Raw genomic sequence first — 18,044 nt, forward strand, 5'->3', positions numbered from 1 at the left:
GAATGGGGTCGAGGTAATTTTATAGTTAATCGATAATAATTGAAATTCCTGATTTTTAGTGGGTATATTGTAGTTGTTCTGCTAATTGGGAACTAATGATTAGATAGTATGAATGTATTTGTAATCGGTATCGGATTAATTGGAGGGTCTTTGGTCAAGGATATTAAACGCAACCGGCCGGACACCAAAATTTACGGAATAGATGCCAATGAGGGTCACTTGGATGAGGCCTTGTCATTATCTCTGATCGATGAAAAGTCGGACTATGGTCAACTTCATTTGGCCGATTTTGTGATTGTGAGTATTCCCGTGGATGTTATGGTTCGGGAATTGCCTAAAATATTGGATGCCGTAAATGATGATGCTGTAGTACTGGATGCCGGATCCACGAAGTCATTAATTTGCAGAGTAGTGGAAAATCATTCTAAAAGAAGAAATTTTTTGGCTTGTCACCCGATTGCCGGAACCGAATTTTCCGGACCTTCTGCGGCCATTGAAGGCTTGTTTATGGGGAAGACGAATATCATATGTGAAATAGAGAAAACAGCCTTTAAATTACAGGAAAGGGCGCTGGAGCTTTTTCAACAATTGGGTATGCGGATACGATATATGAACCCGGAGGCTCATGATAAACATATTGCCTATGTTTCACATTTGTCACACATAAGTTCTTTTATGTTGGGAAAGACGGTTATTGAGAAAGAAAGGAATGAACGTGATATTTTTGACATGGCCGGAAGTGGTTTTGAAAGCACTGTGAGGTTGGCCAAAAGCTCACCAGCTATGTGGACCCCGATTTTTAAGCAAAATAAGGAAAATGTAGTTGAGACCTTGGGAGAATATATTCAAAATTTAAAGGAGTTTAAAGCAATGTTGGTTGCGGATGATTATGAAGGCATATTTAATGAAATGAACAGTACAAATAAAATAAAGGAAATATTAAACGGAATACCACTTAACAAAAAATAGAGTATAGAAATGGAAAATTCAAAACAAATGAGAACATGGTTGGACGATATGAAATTGGACCATCCGTTAGTAATTGCCGGGCCTTGTAGTGCGGAAACAGAGGAGCAGGTGCTTCGAATTGCCAATGAGTTAAAAGATACCGATGTAAATTACTATCGTGCAGGTATCTGGAAGCCAAGAACACGTCCTGGAATGTTTGAAGGAGTGGGAGCTTTAGGTTTAAAGTGGTTGCAAAAAGTTAAGTCGGAGACCGGAATGAAGACCTGTACCGAGGTTGCAAATGCTGCCCATGTAAAGTTGGCATTGGAACATGACGTGGATTTATTGTGGATCGGTGCCCGTTCAACGGTAAGTCCGTTTATTATGCAAGAAATTGCAGATGCTTTAGAGGGAACAGATAAGATTGTTTTGGTAAAGAATCCGGTAAATCCCGATTTGGCATTATGGCTTGGTGGAATTGAAAGATTGTATACTGCCGGAATTAAAAATTTAGGAGCCATACATAGGGGTTTCTCTACGTACGAAAAAACAAAATATAGGAACATCCCTGAGTGGCAATTGGCCATTGAATTTCAAAATAAATTTCCAGATCTACCTTTAATCAATGATCCTTCGCACATAACGGGAAATAGGGAAATGATTTTTGATGTTTCCCAAACCGCCTTGGATCTTAATTTTGATGGTTTGATGATTGAGACTCATTTTGATCCGGATAATGCGTGGAGTGATGCTGCACAACAGGTAACTCCATCTAAATTGATCCAGATTATGAGAGATCTGAAAATTAGAAAAGAATCCGATTCGGAAGCAGAGTACACTAGTCAACTTAGTAATCTAAGGGCGCAAATAGATGTCCTTGATAGCCAGTTGATCGAAATGCTTGGGAAGAGAATGAAAATATCCGATGGTATAGGTGCATTAAAAAAGCAGAAAAACGTTGCTGTATTGCAAAGCAATCGCTGGAATGCTATTTTGGGTAATATGATTTTGGAAGGTGAAGCTAAGGGTTTAAGTGAGGAATTTGTTTTAAAAATGTTTAAGGCAATTCACCAAGAATCCATTAATCACCAAGAGAAAATAATTAACTCATAAACTATTTTATTGGTAGACCGTTTAAACCACGCCATTAGGCGTGGTTTTTTTGTTTAATGGATTGTATTTTTATACTGGATATCGTTTGGTCATCACGTGAAATTAAAGCCTTGGACCTACAAAGAGATACTCATGTTTAGGGTACGAAATTGATTGTTGGCCTGTTAAAAAGTTAATTGTTTCATTAAATGAGTGTAACAAATGGACTTTTGTTTCATCTTTACCAAGAAAATGGATTGACTAGTCTATTGTTTCCCCAAATTTTAACGGAAAAATTTAATAACAAAAATTTAAGGATGATGAAAAATGTTTTGCTAATAGGATTCCTTTGCATATCACTTCTAGGGTTTTCGCAAAGAACAGTAGATAAATCCGTAGGTGATTTTAATGAGGTGAAAGTTTATGATTTAATAGAAGTTAACCTTATTAAATCGGAAGAAAATAGAGTTTTGGTAAAAGGGGACAATGTTGACGATATACAAATTGTTAATAAGAATGGAGTCCTTAAGATAAAAATGGAACTGGATAAAAAGTTTCACGGGGAAAATACCTTTGTAGAGGTGTATTTTAAAAATATAGATTTAATCGATGGGAATGAGGGAGCAAGAATTACGGTCAACGAAACCTTAAGCCAAGAAAAGGTAGAATTAAAAACCCAGGAAGGTGCTAAAATAAAAGTGGGATTGGATGTGCACCAATTAATCGTTAGATGTGTTACCGGCGGTAATGTTGAGGCCTCTGGAAAGACTATAAATCAAGAGGTCGTCCTAAATACTGGAGGAGTTTTTGAGGGCAAACCGCTTCTAAGTGAGAAGGCCAGTGTTAAAATAACTGCTGCCGGTGAAGCGGCGATGTTTGCTTCGGAGGCAATAGATATAAATATTAAAGCTGGTGGGGATGTATATGTTTATGGAAATCCAAAAGAGGTAAATAAGAATACGTTTGCCGGAGGAAGGGTGAAAATTATGGAATAGTATTGCTTTAGGGTAAAAGGAGACTTTCTGGAATTAGATTGTGTCCAAATATATTACTTTAAACACTGAACCCTACCAATTGGCAGGGTTCAGTGTTTTTTTATTTTTTTGACAATGAAGATTACTTCTTAAATATGTAACGTGTTATAAAAATTCCTTGGCCATCATCCTTGCCGCTATCACTTTCAACTGCGCTGGTAACAAAGGCCAATTCCCATCCTTCGGCGACCATGGCATTTATTTTTGACGATATTAAAGCGTCGTTGGCAGCAATATTTTGGAATCTAATTCCTCCAATATTGTAAAAATTCAAAAGTTTGGTTTCTTCAAAATTCTTCACCTGAATATCCCCGCGGTCAGATTTATTTCTACCGTTATCTTCATCGGTTTGTTCGCTGGTAAACTCTTTGTAATCCCTGTCCTCTGTTGCACTAATGATCCCGGATCTCCCTAGACCACTCGGAACAATGGATTCTACACTGGTGATTACTTTAAATTGTTGGGCATTTACCTCCATTACTGTAGCAAAAACAAGGCAGGTAATAATTATAAATTTTTTCATATTCGTGTTTTTTTATGGTCTAAAGTTGATTAACAGCGATCAATTTTAAAAGCTAGTATAAAACTAAAGTTGTTTCTTTGTAGGTAAATCTGTCAGAAGTCGTTAATGGAAGGAACTGTATATAAATCTACTGGAAGTTGGTATAGTGTAAAAACTGCCGATGGAGCATTTTACGAATGTCGGATTAAGGGGAAATTTCGCCTTAAGGGGATAAAGAGTACCAATCCTGTATCCGTGGGCGATAGGGTGGTGTTTGATGTAGATGGGCCAGCTGAGAATTTTCAAGGTATTATTACCGAAATTAAGGATAGGAAAAATTACATTATTAGAAAATCGGTAAACCTATCTAAGCAAACCCATATAATCGCAGCTAATTTGGACCAGGTTTTCCTAATTGTAACCTTAAATAATCCGCCCACTTTTACGAGTTTTATAGATCGGTTTTTGGTGACATCAGAGGCATACCACATTCCTGCTGTCTTACTTTTTAATAAAATAGATACTTATAGTGAGGAAGAACTGGATGAGATTAAGTATTTGGCAAACCTATATAGGGAGGTTGGATACACCTGTATCGGGATATCTGCCAAAACCGGAAAAAATGTGGGACAGGTAAAGGAATTGATGGTGGGGAAAACAAGTATGTTTTCCGGACATTCCGGAGTGGGTAAATCTACTTTGGTCAATGCCATAGAGCCACAATTGGATTTAAAAACTAAAACAATTTCCTCCCAACATATGCAGGGTCAACATACTACAACTTTCGCGGAAATGTTCGATTTGGAATTCGGGGCTAAAATAATTGATACCCCTGGTATCAAAGGGTTCGGGATTGTAGATATGGAAAAGGAGGAAATAGGGGATTATTTTCCTGAATTTTTCAAGTTGAAGGGCGAGTGCAAGTTTAATAATTGCCTGCATTTGGACGAACCTCATTGTGCGGTAAAAAAAGCATTGGACAATAATGAGGTGGCTTGGAGCCGATATAAAAGTTATGTGCAGATGATAAGTGGGGAACAAGAGCACTATAGGGTGGACATTTACGGGGAAAAATAATGCGTGCAACAATACAAAGGGTGGCCACTGCCAGTGTAAAGGTGGATCGGAAAATTATTTCAGAAATTTCGAACGGGCTACTTATATTTTTGGGCATTGAGGAGGCTGATGCCGAGGAGGATATAAAGTGGCTTTCCAATAAGATAGCAAATCTGAGAATTTTTAATGATGCGCAGGATGTAATGAATTTGTCCCTTCTTCAGGTAAATGGTGAGGCATTGGTGATAAGTCAGTTTACGCTTCACGCCTCCACAAAAAAGGGAAATAGGCCAAGTTATATAAAAGCCGCAAAACCAGATATAGCAGTTCCGTTATATGAAAGTTTTGTAACACAGTTAGAAAAAGATCTTGGGAAGAAGGTGGGAACAGGAATTTTTGGGGCTGATATGAAAGTGGCCTTGCTAAATGATGGACCGGTTACTATTCAAATAGATACAAAAAACAAGGAATAATGAACATAGAAAATGCACAGGTAGCTGTAGACGAATGGATCAAGGCCCATGGGGTGCGATATTTTAACGAGCTTACCAATATGGCCCAATTAACAGAGGAAGTGGGGGAGGTGGCCCGTATTATAGCCAGACGTTATGGTGAGCAAAGCGAAAAGGAGTCGGACAAGAATAAGGATCTAGGGGAAGAATTGGCAGATGTACTATTTGTAGTCCTATGTTTGGCCAATCAGACCGGAATAAACTTACAGGAGTCTTTTGATAAGAAATTAAACCTTAAGACCAAACGCGATCATGATCGCCACCACAACAATAAAAAGCTGAAATAGTGCTATATTTGTCGTTTGTTTTTGTGCATTCATTTAAAAACAATTAATTAAGCAAATAAGTCTAAAAAATTCCATATAAATTGAAGCTACATTTATCTGCCCCTTCGCAAACCCTGATAAAATCTGAAGTAAAAATCACGGGATCTAAAAGTGAATCCAATAGGTTGTTGTTATTACAGGCCTTGTTTCCCAATATAAAAATCAATAACCTTTCCAATTCCGACGATGCAGAAGTAATGCAAAAAGGGTTGCTTATTGGTAACGGGGAAGTGGACATTCACCATGCGGGTACTGCCATGCGTTTTTTAACAGCTTATTTTGCGTCACAGGAAAACAAAGAAGTTACCCTAACGGGATCTAAACGAATGACCGAAAGACCAATAAAAGTATTGGTAGAGGCATTGCGTAGTTTGGGTGCTGAGATTAACTATGTAAATAATGAGGGTTATCCACCAATAAGTATTAAGGGCAAAAAACTGTTGAAGCATAAGGTAAGCTTGCCTGCAGATATTAGTAGCCAATATATATCAGCATTACTTTTAATAGCGCCAAGCCTTGAAAATGGCCTGGAATTGGAATTGGTTGGTAAGATTACTTCGGTGCCTTATATAAAAATGACCTTGGGCCTGCTTTCGCAAATTGGGGTAGTCAGTTCTTTTGTAGGGAATACGATCAAGGTGTCGCCAAAAACCACAGTTGAACCTTCTACTCAAGTTGTGGAATCGGATTGGAGTTCTGCATCATATTTTTATAGTATTGTAGCAATGTGCGATATTGGTACTGAAATTTCTTTAACGGCCTATAACAGGAATAGCCTTCAAGGGGATAGTGTGCTTAAGGAAATTTATAAGGATTTTGGGGTGGAAACAAGCTTTCAAGACCATCAGGTTATCTTGAGAAAGACGGCAAATCCCAAAAATACCACCTTTAATTTTGAGCTTGCAAATGCACCTGATATAGCACAAACCATTGCTGTAACCTGTTTCGGTTTGGGCGTAGGTTGCCATATGACAGGTCTACATACCCTTAAAATTAAGGAAACAGACCGATTGGAAGCCTTAAAGACTGAATTGACCAAGTTGGGCGCTCCTATATCGGTGACCGATAAAACACTGACTCTGGAGCCTTCCAAAAAAATTAAAGGGGAAATTGCCATAGATACCTATAATGACCATAGAATGGCTATGGCTTTTGCTCCACTTGCCCTGAAAACATCACTGTTTGTCAACGATGCGGAAGTGGTTTCCAAATCGTACCCTGACTTTTGGGAGGACATGAAAAATTTAAAATTTAAGGTGCAAACCGTCTGATTTTTATTTAAATGGGGTTTTACTTGACATCGCCCCTTGCATCGTCGTATATTTGCAGCCGCTAAACATGAATCTAAAATTTAAGGAATATACTAAATGAAATTATCGCACTTCAATTTTGAACTTCCAAACGAATTATTGGCAGAGTATCCAGCAGAGAATAGAGATGAGTCCAAATTAATGGTCGTTCACAGAGATACGGGTAAAATTGAGCACAAAATGTTCAAGGATCTTATTAACTATTTTGATGAGGGCGATGTAATGGTGCTTAACAATACCAAGGTTTTTCCTGCAAGACTATATGGTAATAAAGAAAAGACAGGGGCCAGAATAGAGGTATTTTTATTACGTGAATTAAATGAGGAGCAACGTCTTTGGGATGTTTTGGTAGATCCTGCGCGTAAAATAAGAATTGGAAATAAACTTTATTTCGGTGATGACGAAACTTTGGTTGCCGAGGTAATAGATAACACAACCTCTAGAGGAAGAACATTAAGGTTCCTTTACGATGGTTCTTATACCGATTTTAGAAGAAAATTAAAAGAACTTGGAGAAACTCCTTTGCCTAAGTATATTAAGCGAAAGGTAGAGGCCGAGGATGAAAAAAGATATCAAACCATTTATGCCAAACATGAGGGTGCAGTAGCTGCTCCTACAGCCGGTTTGCATTTTTCCAAACATTTGTTGAAAAGATTGGAGATCAAAGGAATCGATTTTGCGGAGGTAACCTTGCATGTAGGCCTTGGGACTTTCAATCCTGTTGAGGTAGAAGATCTTTCCAAGCACAAGATGGATAGTGAAGAATTGATCATAGATGAAAAGGCAACCGAAATTGTAAATTCAGCTAAAGTTAAGAAACGTAGAATATGTGCCGTAGGTACTACCGCTATGAGGGCTTTGGAAAGTGCAGTGTCTTCCAAGCAGACTTTAAATACGTTTGACGGTTGGACTAACAAGTTTGTTTTTCCTCCATACGATTTTAGTATTGCAAATGCCATGGTGACCAATTTTCACCTGCCAAAATCTACCCTATTAATGATGGTTTCGGCCTTTATGGGGCATGACTTAATGAAGAAGGCGTATAAGGAAGCAATTTTGGAAGGATATAAGTTTTATTCTTACGGTGATGCCATGTTGATTATATAGGTATCCAAAATATTATCTAAATCCCGTCAGTAACACAGATAATTCTGTATTGGCGGGATTTTTTTATAGAATCAATTATCTTTAGGAAGTGGAAATCGCAAAAAACAAAAGAGATATAAGAGCGTTTACCAAGGAACAACTTAGGTCGTTCTTTGTAACCCAGGGTGACAAAGCCTTTAGGGGTAACCAGGTCTATGAATGGTTGTGGCAAAAATCGGCCCATACCTTCGAGGACATGACCAATATCTCCAAGGAAACAAGGCAAATGCTGGAGGATAATTTTGTGATCAACCATATAAAGGTAGATCAAATGCAACGCAGTAGCGACGGAACCATTAAGAATGCCGTTCGACTACACGATGATCTTATTGTGGAATCCGTTTTGATTCCTACCAAAACCAGGACTACTGCCTGCGTATCCAGTCAGGTGGGTTGTAGTTTGGATTGTAAATTTTGTGCCACAGCCCGATTAAAACGGATGCGAAATTTAAATCCGGATGAGATTTATGATCAAGTGGTGGCCATTGACAATGAAAGTAGGCTGTATTTTGATCGTCCATTGAGCAATATTGTTTTTATGGGTATGGGAGAGCCTTTAATGAATTATAACAATGTACTTAAGGCCATAGATAAGATTACCTCGCCGGAAGGATTGGGGATGTCCCCTAAACGCATTATAGTGTCTACCTCAGGAGTGCCAAAGATGATACGAAAAATGGCCGATGAGCAGGTGAAGTTTAAGCTGGCGGTATCCTTGCATTCCGCTATTGATGAAATCCGGACTTCTATTATGCCGTTTAATGCGAAATTTACTTTAGCCGATCTCCGTGAGTCCCTTGAATATTGGTATCTAAAAACAAAGAGTAGGATAACCTATGAATACGTGGTTTGGGACGGAATTAACGATACCCAAAAAGATGCAAATGCTTTGGTGGATTTCTGCAGGTTTGCTCCGTCCAAGGTTAATTTAATTGAATATAACCCCATTGACGACGGAGAATTTCAACAAGCAAAAAACGCTGCCATTGAAATGTACGTTAGTACCTTGGAGAAAAATGGCATTACCGTTACGGTAAGGCGATCTAGGGGCAAGGATATTGACGCTGCCTGTGGACAATTGGCAAATAAATCCTAAATAAGCCTTGTCCAAAGGACTGTAGGCAAAGCGGAGTCAAATTCCAAACACAAATTCGCTAAAAATTATAAATTACGGTTACATTACCATTATCGGCTGGTGATTACTATGTTTTTTTGCCTAATTTTACGCAACTGAACAAGCAATCCAAAACAGTCTAATCTATCCCTTGAAAATTGTATCCCAAATAAAGGAACCGATTAATCAGGAAATGGAACTTTTTGAAAAAAAGTTTTATGAATCCATGTCTTCCAAGGTTGCCCTTTTAAATAGAATTACGTACTATATCGTTAACCGAAAAGGGAAGCAGATGCGGCCCATGTTCGTATTTCTAACCGCCAAACTTCTGAACAAAGGACAGGTCAACGAAAGGACTTATAGAGGGGCGTCGGTAATTGAATTGATACATACGGCTACCCTAGTCCATGATGATGTGGTGGATGATAGTAACAAGCGACGAGGCTTTTTTTCGGTAAATGCTTTGTGGAAAAACAAAATCGCAGTTTTGGTAGGGGATTATTTGCTTTCCAAAGGGCTGCTGTTGTCAATAGATAACGGAGATTTTGATCTTCTTAAAATTATTTCCGTCGCTGTACGTGAAATGAGTGAGGGAGAATTGCTGCAAATAGAAAAGGCCAGGCGACTGGATATTACCGAGGAGGTGTATTACGATATTATTAGGCAGAAAACAGCAACCTTAATTGCTGCCTGTTGTAGTCTAGGGGCATGCTCCGTTAAGCCCAATTCCCCGGATGTGGAGACTTTTAGGAAATTCGGCGAGCTAATAGGTATGGCCTTCCAGATCAAGGATGATTTGTTCGATTACGGGGAAGAGAGAATTGGCAAACCTACAGGGATCGATATCAAGGAACAAAAAATGACCTTGCCGTTGATTTTTGTACTCAATAAATGTTCCAAAGCAGAAAAAAAGTGGTTGATCAATTCTATTAAGAATCACAACAAAGATAAAAAGAGGGTCAAGGAAGTTATTGCCTTTGTAAAGGAAAACGGAGGCCTTGAATATGCCGTGAAAAAGATGCTAGCCTATAAGGAGGAGGCATTGACCTTATTGGCGACGTACCCGGATTCAGAATATAGGAGTTCACTGGAACTTATGGTGAACTATGTGGTCGATCGAAAGAAGTAAATTTACTCTAGTGTACATTAAACATAATCGTTTTATTCATAACTGTAGGTGACCATGATGTAATTGAAGTCGTCTATCTTAATAACGAACAAACTTCAGGGATCTGAAAATAATTTCTATAGATCACGTTTGGGAGTATTAGGTTGTACGGGCTTTTTAGAATGTAATTTACCATATTTCCTCTCTGGGAAAGCGCTTCGAATTATAATAAATGGATGGAATTTAAATCTTATTAATAGATTTTTCAATCTTCGATACTTTGTTTCATTTCCTCAGTAAATTCATCCTCAAAATAGGTTCCTTTACAGTGCGAACAGCTTATTGTGGTAGAAGTGCCCACTCTAAAAAGGGAAATCCAGAACAAGTGGAAATAAGTCGTACTTGTAACCCTGGTCAAAGTTCCCTTATTTTCACAATAGGGACATACAACATTTGGTAACGATTTTGAAATTGTTTTTCCCGGTTTTGTTCCTAGAAATAATATCATTTTCTATTAGTTTATACTTCTGAATGAGAATCGCAATTTAATTAATATTTCTCTGATATGGATGGCCTTTCCTTTTTCCAACAGGCCATAAAGTACTATCTTTAGCCTGCAAAAAATTTAAAGATTGATTACAAAATCTACCATAGACAAAGTATACGAGACAGCCCGTTTAGAGGAGGTGATCGGGGATTTTGTGCAACTAAAGAAATCAGGCTCCAACTTTAAGGGCTTAAGTCCGTTTACCGATGAGCGCAGCCCCAGTTTCATGGTCTCCCCGGTAAAACAAATATGGAAGGATTTTAGTAGTGGAAAGGGAGGGAACGTTGTGGCCTTCCTAATGGAGCATGAACATTTTTCCTATCCGGAGGCCATTAAATATTTGGCAAGGAAATACAATATTGAAATAGAGGAAACAGAGCAGAGCAATGAACAAAAGGAGCAGACCAATGAAAGGGAGAGTATGTATCTGGTTTCTGAATATGCCCAAAAATATTTCTCGGAAGTTTTATGGGAAAGGGAACAGGGAAAGGCTATTGGATTAAGTTATTTTAAGGAGCGTGGTTTTACAGATGATACTATTAAAAAGTTTGATTTGGGCTATTGCCTGGATCAGTGGGACGGCTTTACCAAAGCGGCCTTATCCAAGGGGTATCAATTAAACTATTTGGAAAAAACGGGACTTACTATTGTAAAGGATGATGCTGCCAATCCCGGACAGAATAAGACCTTTGACCGTTTTAAAGGTCGTGTAATGTTTCCCATACACAGTATGAGTGGAAGGGTTTTGGGCTTTGGAGGTCGGATTTTGACAAATGATAAGAAAGCGGCCAAATACTTAAATTCTCCAGAAAGTGATATTTACCATAAAAGCAAGGTGCTTTATGGTATTTACTTTGCCAAACAAGCCATTGCCAAGGAAGACAATTGTTATTTGGTAGAAGGGTATACAGATGTTATCCAGATGTACCAACGGGGTATACACAATGTAGTGTCTTCTAGTGGAACGGCGTTGACCTCGGATCAGATAAGATTGATAAATAGGCTTACAAAGAATATTACGGTTTTATTTGATGGGGATGCGGCCGGATTGCGGGCATCACTTAGAGGGATAGACCTTATTCTGGAGCAAGGGATGAACGTAAAGGTGTGCACTTTCCCTGAGGGGGAAGACCCTGATAGTTTCTCCAAGACCAATGATTATGAGGATGTGGTGCTCTATTTACAGGAGAATTCGAAGGACTTTATTCAGTTCAAGGCCTCTTTATTGGTTGAGGAATCCGCCAACGACCCAATTAAAAGAGCGGACACGGTAAGGGATATTGTAAATAGTATATCTAAGATTCCAGATCGGATACAAAAGGAAATCTATATACAGGAGTGCGCTCAGATCATGAATATTTCCGAAGCGGTCCTGTTCAATACTTTGGCACAGATAGGAAAAAAGGATGTTGCAGATTCCAACAAAAAGGTAAAACAGGAACAACAGGCCTTTGATGTGGTTAAGAACGAACCTTTACGGCAGAAGGTGGATGTGCAATATGAACTGGAGCGTAAGATTATAGAGATGTTGTTGCTTTATGGTGATTTGGAACAAAAATTTGAGGATTTGGTACTAAAGGAAAACCAAAAAGGCGACTTGGAACTGGAGCCGGAATCCTTGGATGCCAAGGTGTACGAAAAAATTTATCTAGACCTTCAAGATGATGAAATTGAGTTGGCCAATGAGCAGTTCAGAAATATCTATTATAAAATAATGGAAGACCTTAATGAGAAGGAAAATTTTTCGATTACTACCTTTATTGCCGGTTTGAATCAAGAATTGGCGTCGGAAATATCTTCTATATTAATGGAGGAAGAGAAATATGCCCTACATCAATGGGAGCGAAAGGATATATATCCCAAAGATAAAAAAGTAGGAATTTCCCAGTTGGTGAGCGAAACTATTTTAACTCTTAGATGTTATTTGATAAAGAAAAGGATAGGCTCCCTTCAGGAGGATACATTAAATAAGAATGAAGGGAATCATGAGGCATTGGAGGAGATAATGAACTATATTCAGCTTAACGTTCTGCTGAACAAAAAACTGAATAGGGTTCTTTCTTAGGAATTCAGGTAAATGGCCTTAAAAAAAGACCGCATCCCATTTTAATAGGGATGCGGTCTTTTTTTTGGATATTATACTATGCTCTAGGTTAACTTAATACAGTTCCAAGGCCTTGGCTTGCTGTAATAAATCCACTAGGTTGTCTACATTTAATTTACGCATTAAACGCGCTTTGTAGGTACTAACCGTTTTTTCGTTCAAATCCAATCCTTGCGCCACTTCCTTGTTGCGTTTTCCACTGGCCAACAATTTAAGGACTTCAACTTCCCTTGTAGAGAGTTTTCTAAAGAACCTTCTTGGTTTTTGTGTTCCTTCATCAAAAGCAAGACGTTGTGCCAGTTCGTTGGTAATGAACATATTGCCTTCGCTAACTTTTCTAATGGCACTTATAATGTAGTCTATCTCTGAAGTCTTGGATAGGTAGCCAAAAGCTCCAGCTCTTATGGTACTTAATGCATAAACATCTTCCGATTGTCCACTATAGATCAACACCCGTATATTTGGGTACTGCTTTTTAATTTTTCTAAGGGTTGCAATGCCATTAATTTCAGGAATGTCCATTTCCAGAAGAATAACGTCTGGGGTGAAAATTTCCAGCTTATTAAATAATTCCGTGGTAGTAGATGCATCGGCTATAACTTCAATATCTGAAACAGGGTTCAAGACTTGTTGTACGCCCATCCGAACAATAGGATGATTATCAGCAATTAAAATTTTGATCATTTTAGGTTATTTTTCTAGATTTCAACATCAATAATCATGTCTAAAATACTGACATGCAATGTAGGGTTAAAATATCTAATTCGATAAGCAAAGCTTCATTTTTTTATTCAAAACCAAAAATTTTTGCATATTTTTTCGTTTTAATCACTTGGTTCTTAGGTGAGAGGTTCATTTTAATGAATTTGGAATTTCACAAACAGGTATTGGGAGCATTTTATGTTTGTTGGCGCGGTTAAATTTATTGTATATCTGAAAAACCTCTTTTTGTCTATCAGAAAAATCCGTATCCGCTTTACCTTCATCCTGCATTTGCATGGCCCATTCCAATTCTGGATATGATGCCCCTATTTGATCTTCGTCCGTTCTGTCATCTCCCCATAATCCATCTGTAGGAGCTGCCTTTATTATATCTTCGTTAATCCCCAAGACTTTTGCAATTTCATATACTTCGGTTTTTAACAAATCGGCGATCGGACTTAGGTCTACACCGCCATCCCCATATTTGGTGTAGAACCCTACCCCAAAATCTTCTACCTTATTACCGGTTCCTGCTACCAGTAGTTTGTTCAATGCGGCAAAGTAATATAATGTGGTCATTCTTAACCGTGCTCGGGTGTTGGCCAGGGACATAAATCTATCCTCCTCATTTTCAACAGCCGGTAATGCATTTACCAAACTATCGAAAGTTGGTGTAAGGTCTACTAGTTGTCTGTCAACATTTTGGTAATTGGCCTTTAGCCAGTTAATATGGTTGGATGCGCGTGTAACTTGGCTGGCTGCCTGATGTATGGGCATTTCCAGACATAAAAGTTGTAGGCCAGTTTTGGCACATAAGGTTGAGGTTACCGCAGAATCTATGCCTCCCGAAATTCCTATTGTAAATCCTTTTATATTTGCTTTGGTGGCATAATCCTGCAACCAGTTAACAATGTGGTCTATTACTTTTTCGGTCTGCATCTGAACAATTTATAAGGTTTAAAAACTTAACTTTGCACGGTAAAAATAAAGCCTAGATATTAAAAATTAAAACATTAACCGAATTACTTTAGCATGCGAAAGGCCATATTCCTCATTTTTCTCCCAATTATTATTTTTTGCAGTTGTGAGGGTAGCGATAAAGTGGCCGATGAGGTCGCTAAAATAAATGTAGATTTAAAGGTTTTTAGGTTCGACAGGGAGTTTGCCCAAGCACAGCCTAAGGATATACCTTTTTTGAAAAAAGAATACCCTTATCTTTTTCCTGTCCATTATTCTGATAGCATCTGGATTGCTAAATTACAGGACACTGTGCAGATAGAAGTTCTTGATGAAGTTGGCAAATCTTTCCCCGGCTTTGATAAGGAACAGGAAAATCTTGAACTTTTGTTTAAGCATATTAGGTATTATTTTCCTAATTATAAAGTCCCTAAGGTGGTTACAGTGACTTCGGATGTGGATTATAACAATAGAATTATTCTTACGGATAGCTTACTTCTTATTGGTCTTGATAATTATTTAGGAGCATCCCATAAGTTTTATCAAGGTATTTCCAAATATATTGCCAATGATTTGGATGAGCAATATATGATACGTGACATTGCAAGTGCGTTTGCTAAGACCGTGGTGCCCTCACCTCGGGACCGTACCTTTTTATCACAACTTATTTACTATGGCAAAGAGCTGTATTTAATGGAAAAGCTTATGCCTCAAAATACCGATGCCGTAACTATGGGCTATGCCCCTGATGAACTGGAATGGGCCAATGCAAATGAGGAACAGATTTGGCGGTATTTTATTGAGCGCGAATTATTGTATAGTACCAATAGTAAATTGGGGCCGCGTTTTTTAGATCCAGCTCCTTTTTCAAAATTTGAATTGGAACTTGATAATGAGTCACCAGGTAAAATTGGGAGATATTTAGGTTGGCAAATAGTAAAGGCATTTATGGATAATAATAATATCACATTACAGGAAATGTTAACTGTGCCGGAAGAAGAGCTGTTTAAAAGATCGGGATATAAACCCAGAAAGCTATAAAAGATCAAACATATCAAAAATAAAATAATGGCGAAACTACATACATCAGAAATTACGTTAAAGGTTGGATTGGATGAAAATAGGGTTCCTGAGGAATTAACGTGGTCTGCCCAAGATGGCGGTATAGATAATGAAAAAGCCAAGGCAATGTTATTGTCTGTTTGGGATAGTGAAAACCAGGAATCTCTGAAGATTGATTTATGGACCAAAGATATGCCCGTTGATGAAATGAAAATTTTCTTTCATCAGACATTGGTTTCCTTGTCCGATACCTTTATGAAGGCAACACAAGATGAAAAAATGACAGCAACCATGAAAGATTTCTGCGATTATTTTGCCGAAAAACTTGAGTTGAAAAAATAGTTACTTCTGCGATTTTTGTTCTCTCTGCCTTGCATTTTGAGCTTCCGTTAAGTATTGTTGTTGTTTACCGACAAACTTAATAATAGGAACTTTTAGCATATTGTTATGGATGGTACTGGGGTAGATCGACTTGTTTTTGTGTATAATGCCAAATCGGGTATAGGTAATGCGTTGTTAGGTAGTGCTCACAAAATTTTAAGTCCTGGCTCATACGATTGTAATTTATGCGCGATAACCTTTGGTGTTTTTTCTGAAAATAAAAAATGGAAAGCATTTAGGCGGCAATTCGATTTAGAAATGGAATTTCTTCATCTGGATGAGTTTATGGAAAGATATCCAAACGAAAATTATTCTAACCGGGACTTTCCAAAAGTGTTTGTTTCAAAAAATGGCAAACTGGCAGGGTTTCTTAAAAAAGCAGAGATAAATGCTATGAAGAATCAGGAAGATTTAATATTGGGAGTTCAGGAAAAATTTGCACAAAAAAACGCAATATGAATTTTAATCAAGTCCTAGTGTGCTTCTTTGAAGAAATTAGTATTTAACTCATCAATATAGCCAAGCAGTTCTTCTTGGCCCATTCCGTTTGTGGAGGAGGTCACAAAATAAAGTGGAGCCTCTTCCCAAACTCCGTCCAATAATCCCTTAATATAGGCGCTAACGTGGTTTTCTATGGCCTTTGGTTTCAATTTGTCGGCCTTGGTGAAAATCATGCAAAACGGGATCTGGTTTTCCCCCATCCATTCCAAAAATTCCAAATCCACTTTTTGGGGTTCGTGCCTAATATCGATCAAAACAAAGGCACATACCAATTGCTGGCGCTCAATAAAGTAGTCGGTAATATATTTCTGAAAGGTTTTTTTGTCTTTTTTGGAAACACGGGCATACCCATAACCAGGTAAATCTACCAAAAACCAATTTTCATTGATTTTAAAATGATTTATGAGTTGAGTCTTTCCTGGGCGGCCAGATGTTTTGGCCAAACCTTTCCTTTGGGTAAGCATATTGATCAAAGATGATTTTCCCACATTGGAACGGCCAATAAAGGCATATTCCGGCAAATGGTCCTTTGGGCAATTTGTTACGTTGGAATTGCTCATGACAAAGTCGGCCGACTTTATTTTCATTTGTTTGCTATTAAAGTATTATTAGTATTGACTCCAGGTTACAAATTTCGTTTCTCCAACCAAGCATCAAGGACAGTGTTGAACTCCAGGGGGTGCTCCATCATTGGTGCATGTCCGCATTTATCGATCCAAAATAAATCGGAATCAGGGAGAAGAGAATGAAATTCCTCAGCCACGTTTGGTGGGGTAACACTATCGTTTTTGCCCCATATAATGCAAGTGGGGGTCAACATATGTGGTAAATCCTTGGACATGTTGTGCCTTATGGCACTTTTAGCAATGGATAAGGTCTTTACTAATTTTATGCGGTCATTAACTGTAGCAAAAACTTCATCCACAATTTCTTTGGTGGCTATTTCGGGGTCATAAAACACATCCTGTGCCTTTTTCTTTATAAATTCATAATCGCCACGCTTGGGATACCCGTCTCCCATTGCACTTTCGTATAGGCCAGAACTACCTGTTATGACCAGGGCCTTAACCATTTTTGGGTACAATTTGGTGTGAAGTAGTCCAATGTGTCCGCCCAAAGAATTGCCTAAAAGAATTACGTCTTTTAGTTCTTTGTGTTCTATAAACCGCTCCAAAAATTTGGCAAAGCTCTTTACGTTGGTCTTGAGCAATGGCATATCGTAAATCGGAAGTTCGGGTACCAATACCTTGTAGCCCTTGGGGGGGAAATGATTCATAACCCCGTGGAAATTGCTCAATCCACCCATGAGGCCGTGCAATATTATAATAGGTGTTCCTTCACCCATTTCAATGTAGCGGTATTTCCCCTCTTTAATTATCTTTTTTTCCATTAAGGATCCTTCTGGTCTTAGTTGACAAATATAGGCATTTCATTGTTATACAAGTATAGCCAAGTTTTTGGAAAGGCAATGGACAATGACATTTTTTTTGTTGAAAGAATTTTTAGGGGATAGTCCCAAAGAATTTTTTGAGGGGCATTTTGGGTGTCGTTTGTCGATAAAGTATGCATTTTATTAACAAAGTGGTATTTTGTGGTAAATTGTGGTAATAATTTCTATATATTTGAGTTATTAAATTAAAAA

The 18,044-nt window shown here is 38.1% G+C and carries 20 protein-coding genes; 14 read left to right on the plus strand and 6 right to left on the minus strand.

What is annotated here, in order from left to right:
* Window positions 1–108: 108 nt before the first annotated feature.
* The 3 genes from MWU78_RS19285 (at window position 109) to MWU78_RS19295 (ending at window position 3,035) form a co-directional block, all read left to right on the plus strand.
* Complete coding sequence (locus MWU78_RS19285; protein ID WP_247000877.1) at window positions 109–969, plus strand: prephenate dehydrogenase; 861 nt, start codon at window positions 109–111, stop codon at window positions 967–969.
* A gap of 9 nt (window positions 970–978) precedes the next feature.
* Window positions 979–2,061: a bifunctional 3-deoxy-7-phosphoheptulonate synthase/chorismate mutase type II gene (locus tag MWU78_RS19290; protein ID WP_247000879.1), complete on the plus strand. Its 1,083-nt coding sequence runs from the start codon at window positions 979–981 to the stop codon at window positions 2,059–2,061.
* Between the two features lie 188 nt (window positions 2,062–2,249).
* Window positions 2,250–3,035, plus strand: coding sequence for a head GIN domain-containing protein (locus MWU78_RS19295; RefSeq protein WP_348647114.1), 786 nt, complete (start codon window positions 2,250–2,252; stop codon window positions 3,033–3,035).
* A gap of 121 nt (window positions 3,036–3,156) precedes the next feature.
* Here MWU78_RS19295 and MWU78_RS19300 read toward each other — a convergent pair whose 3' ends face one another.
* Entirely contained in the window at window positions 3,157–3,552 is a 396-nt protein-coding gene (locus MWU78_RS19300; RefSeq protein WP_247000987.1) for a hypothetical protein, read from the minus strand.
* 150 nt (window positions 3,553–3,702) lie between these two features.
* On the opposite strand from MWU78_RS19300, the gene rsgA reads away from it, so the two are divergent.
* The 7 genes from rsgA (at window position 3,703) to MWU78_RS19335 (ending at window position 10,169) form a co-directional block, all read left to right on the plus strand.
* A complete protein-coding gene (gene rsgA / locus MWU78_RS19305) occupies window positions 3,703–4,653 on the plus strand; it encodes a ribosome small subunit-dependent GTPase A (RefSeq protein WP_247000881.1) in 951 nt (316 codons plus the stop codon).
* On the plus strand, window positions 4,653–5,105 hold the full coding sequence (dtd, locus tag MWU78_RS19310; RefSeq protein WP_247000883.1) for a D-aminoacyl-tRNA deacylase: 453 nt from the start codon (window positions 4,653–4,655) through the stop codon (window positions 5,103–5,105). Before rsgA ends, dtd begins: the two co-directional genes overlap by 1 nt.
* On the plus strand, window positions 5,105–5,431 hold the full coding sequence (locus tag MWU78_RS19315) for a nucleotide pyrophosphohydrolase (protein ID WP_247000885.1): 327 nt from the start codon (window positions 5,105–5,107) through the stop codon (window positions 5,429–5,431). The genes dtd and MWU78_RS19315 overlap by 1 nt, the downstream gene beginning before the upstream one ends.
* Window positions 5,432–5,511: 80 nt before the next feature.
* Window positions 5,512–6,741, plus strand: a complete 1,230-nt coding sequence (locus tag MWU78_RS19320) for a 3-phosphoshikimate 1-carboxyvinyltransferase (RefSeq protein WP_247000887.1) — start codon at window positions 5,512–5,514, stop codon at window positions 6,739–6,741.
* 96 nt (window positions 6,742–6,837) lie between these two features.
* The gene (queA, locus tag MWU78_RS19325) at window positions 6,838–7,887 is read left to right on the plus strand and encodes a tRNA preQ1(34) S-adenosylmethionine ribosyltransferase-isomerase QueA (RefSeq protein WP_247000889.1); all 1,050 of its coding nucleotides are present in this window, start codon (window positions 6,838–6,840) and stop codon (window positions 7,885–7,887) included.
* Window positions 7,888–7,975: 88 nt separating this feature from the next.
* Window positions 7,976–9,022 carry a 23S rRNA (adenine(2503)-C(2))-methyltransferase RlmN gene (gene rlmN, locus MWU78_RS19330; RefSeq protein WP_247000891.1) on the plus strand — a complete coding sequence of 349 codons (1,047 nt, stop codon included), beginning with the start codon at window positions 7,976–7,978 and terminating at the stop codon, window positions 9,020–9,022.
* 169 nt (window positions 9,023–9,191) lie between these two features.
* Window positions 9,192–10,169: a polyprenyl synthetase family protein gene (locus tag MWU78_RS19335; RefSeq protein ID WP_247000893.1), complete on the plus strand. Its 978-nt coding sequence runs from the start codon at window positions 9,192–9,194 to the stop codon at window positions 10,167–10,169.
* A 244-nt stretch (window positions 10,170–10,413) separates the two neighbouring features.
* Here MWU78_RS19335 and MWU78_RS19340 read toward each other — a convergent pair whose 3' ends face one another.
* Window positions 10,414–10,656: a zinc-ribbon domain-containing protein gene (locus MWU78_RS19340; RefSeq protein ID WP_247000895.1), complete on the minus strand. Its 243-nt coding sequence runs from the start codon at window positions 10,654–10,656 to the stop codon at window positions 10,414–10,416.
* A 124-nt stretch (window positions 10,657–10,780) separates the two neighbouring features.
* On the opposite strand from MWU78_RS19340, the gene dnaG reads away from it, so the two are divergent.
* Window positions 10,781–12,760: a DNA primase gene (gene dnaG, locus MWU78_RS19345; protein WP_247000897.1), complete on the plus strand. Its 1,980-nt coding sequence runs from the start codon at window positions 10,781–10,783 to the stop codon at window positions 12,758–12,760.
* 93 nt (window positions 12,761–12,853) lie between these two features.
* On the opposite strand, the gene MWU78_RS19350 is transcribed toward dnaG, so the two are convergent.
* Together MWU78_RS19350 and nadE are read right to left on the minus strand one after the other, a co-directional pair.
* The gene (locus MWU78_RS19350) at window positions 12,854–13,483 is read right to left on the minus strand and encodes a response regulator transcription factor (RefSeq protein WP_187581788.1); all 630 of its coding nucleotides are present in this window, start codon (window positions 13,481–13,483) and stop codon (window positions 12,854–12,856) included.
* Between the two features lie 168 nt (window positions 13,484–13,651).
* Complete coding sequence (gene nadE, locus MWU78_RS19355; RefSeq protein ID WP_247000899.1) at window positions 13,652–14,440, minus strand: NAD(+) synthase; 789 nt, start codon at window positions 14,438–14,440, stop codon at window positions 13,652–13,654.
* Window positions 14,441–14,533: 93 nt separating this feature from the next.
* Between nadE and gldB the strand changes: the two genes are divergently transcribed.
* The 3 genes from gldB (at window position 14,534) to MWU78_RS19370 (ending at window position 16,360) form a co-directional block, all read left to right on the plus strand.
* Window positions 14,534–15,499: a gliding motility lipoprotein GldB gene (gldB, locus tag MWU78_RS19360; RefSeq protein ID WP_247000901.1), complete on the plus strand. Its 966-nt coding sequence runs from the start codon at window positions 14,534–14,536 to the stop codon at window positions 15,497–15,499.
* A 27-nt stretch (window positions 15,500–15,526) separates the two neighbouring features.
* Window positions 15,527–15,862 carry a gliding motility protein GldC gene (gene gldC, locus MWU78_RS19365; RefSeq protein WP_187581785.1) on the plus strand — a complete coding sequence of 112 codons (336 nt, stop codon included), beginning with the start codon at window positions 15,527–15,529 and terminating at the stop codon, window positions 15,860–15,862.
* A 138-nt stretch (window positions 15,863–16,000) separates the two neighbouring features.
* The gene (locus MWU78_RS19370) at window positions 16,001–16,360 is read left to right on the plus strand and encodes a GTPase (RefSeq protein WP_247000903.1); all 360 of its coding nucleotides are present in this window, start codon (window positions 16,001–16,003) and stop codon (window positions 16,358–16,360) included.
* Window positions 16,361–16,374: 14 nt separating this feature from the next.
* On the opposite strand, the gene yihA is transcribed toward MWU78_RS19370, so the two are convergent.
* Together yihA and MWU78_RS19380 are read right to left on the minus strand one after the other, a co-directional pair.
* Window positions 16,375–16,989 carry a ribosome biogenesis GTP-binding protein YihA/YsxC gene (yihA, locus tag MWU78_RS19375; RefSeq protein WP_247000912.1) on the minus strand — a complete coding sequence of 205 codons (615 nt, stop codon included), beginning with the start codon at window positions 16,987–16,989 and terminating at the stop codon, window positions 16,375–16,377.
* A 38-nt stretch (window positions 16,990–17,027) separates the two neighbouring features.
* A complete protein-coding gene (locus MWU78_RS19380; RefSeq protein WP_247000914.1) occupies window positions 17,028–17,792 on the minus strand; it encodes an alpha/beta hydrolase in 765 nt (254 codons plus the stop codon).
* Window positions 17,793–18,044 lie beyond the last annotated feature (252 nt).

It is taken from the genome of Arenibacter sp. F26102 (assembly GCF_023015865.1).
Classification (GTDB): Bacteria; Bacteroidota; Bacteroidia; order Flavobacteriales; family Flavobacteriaceae; genus Arenibacter.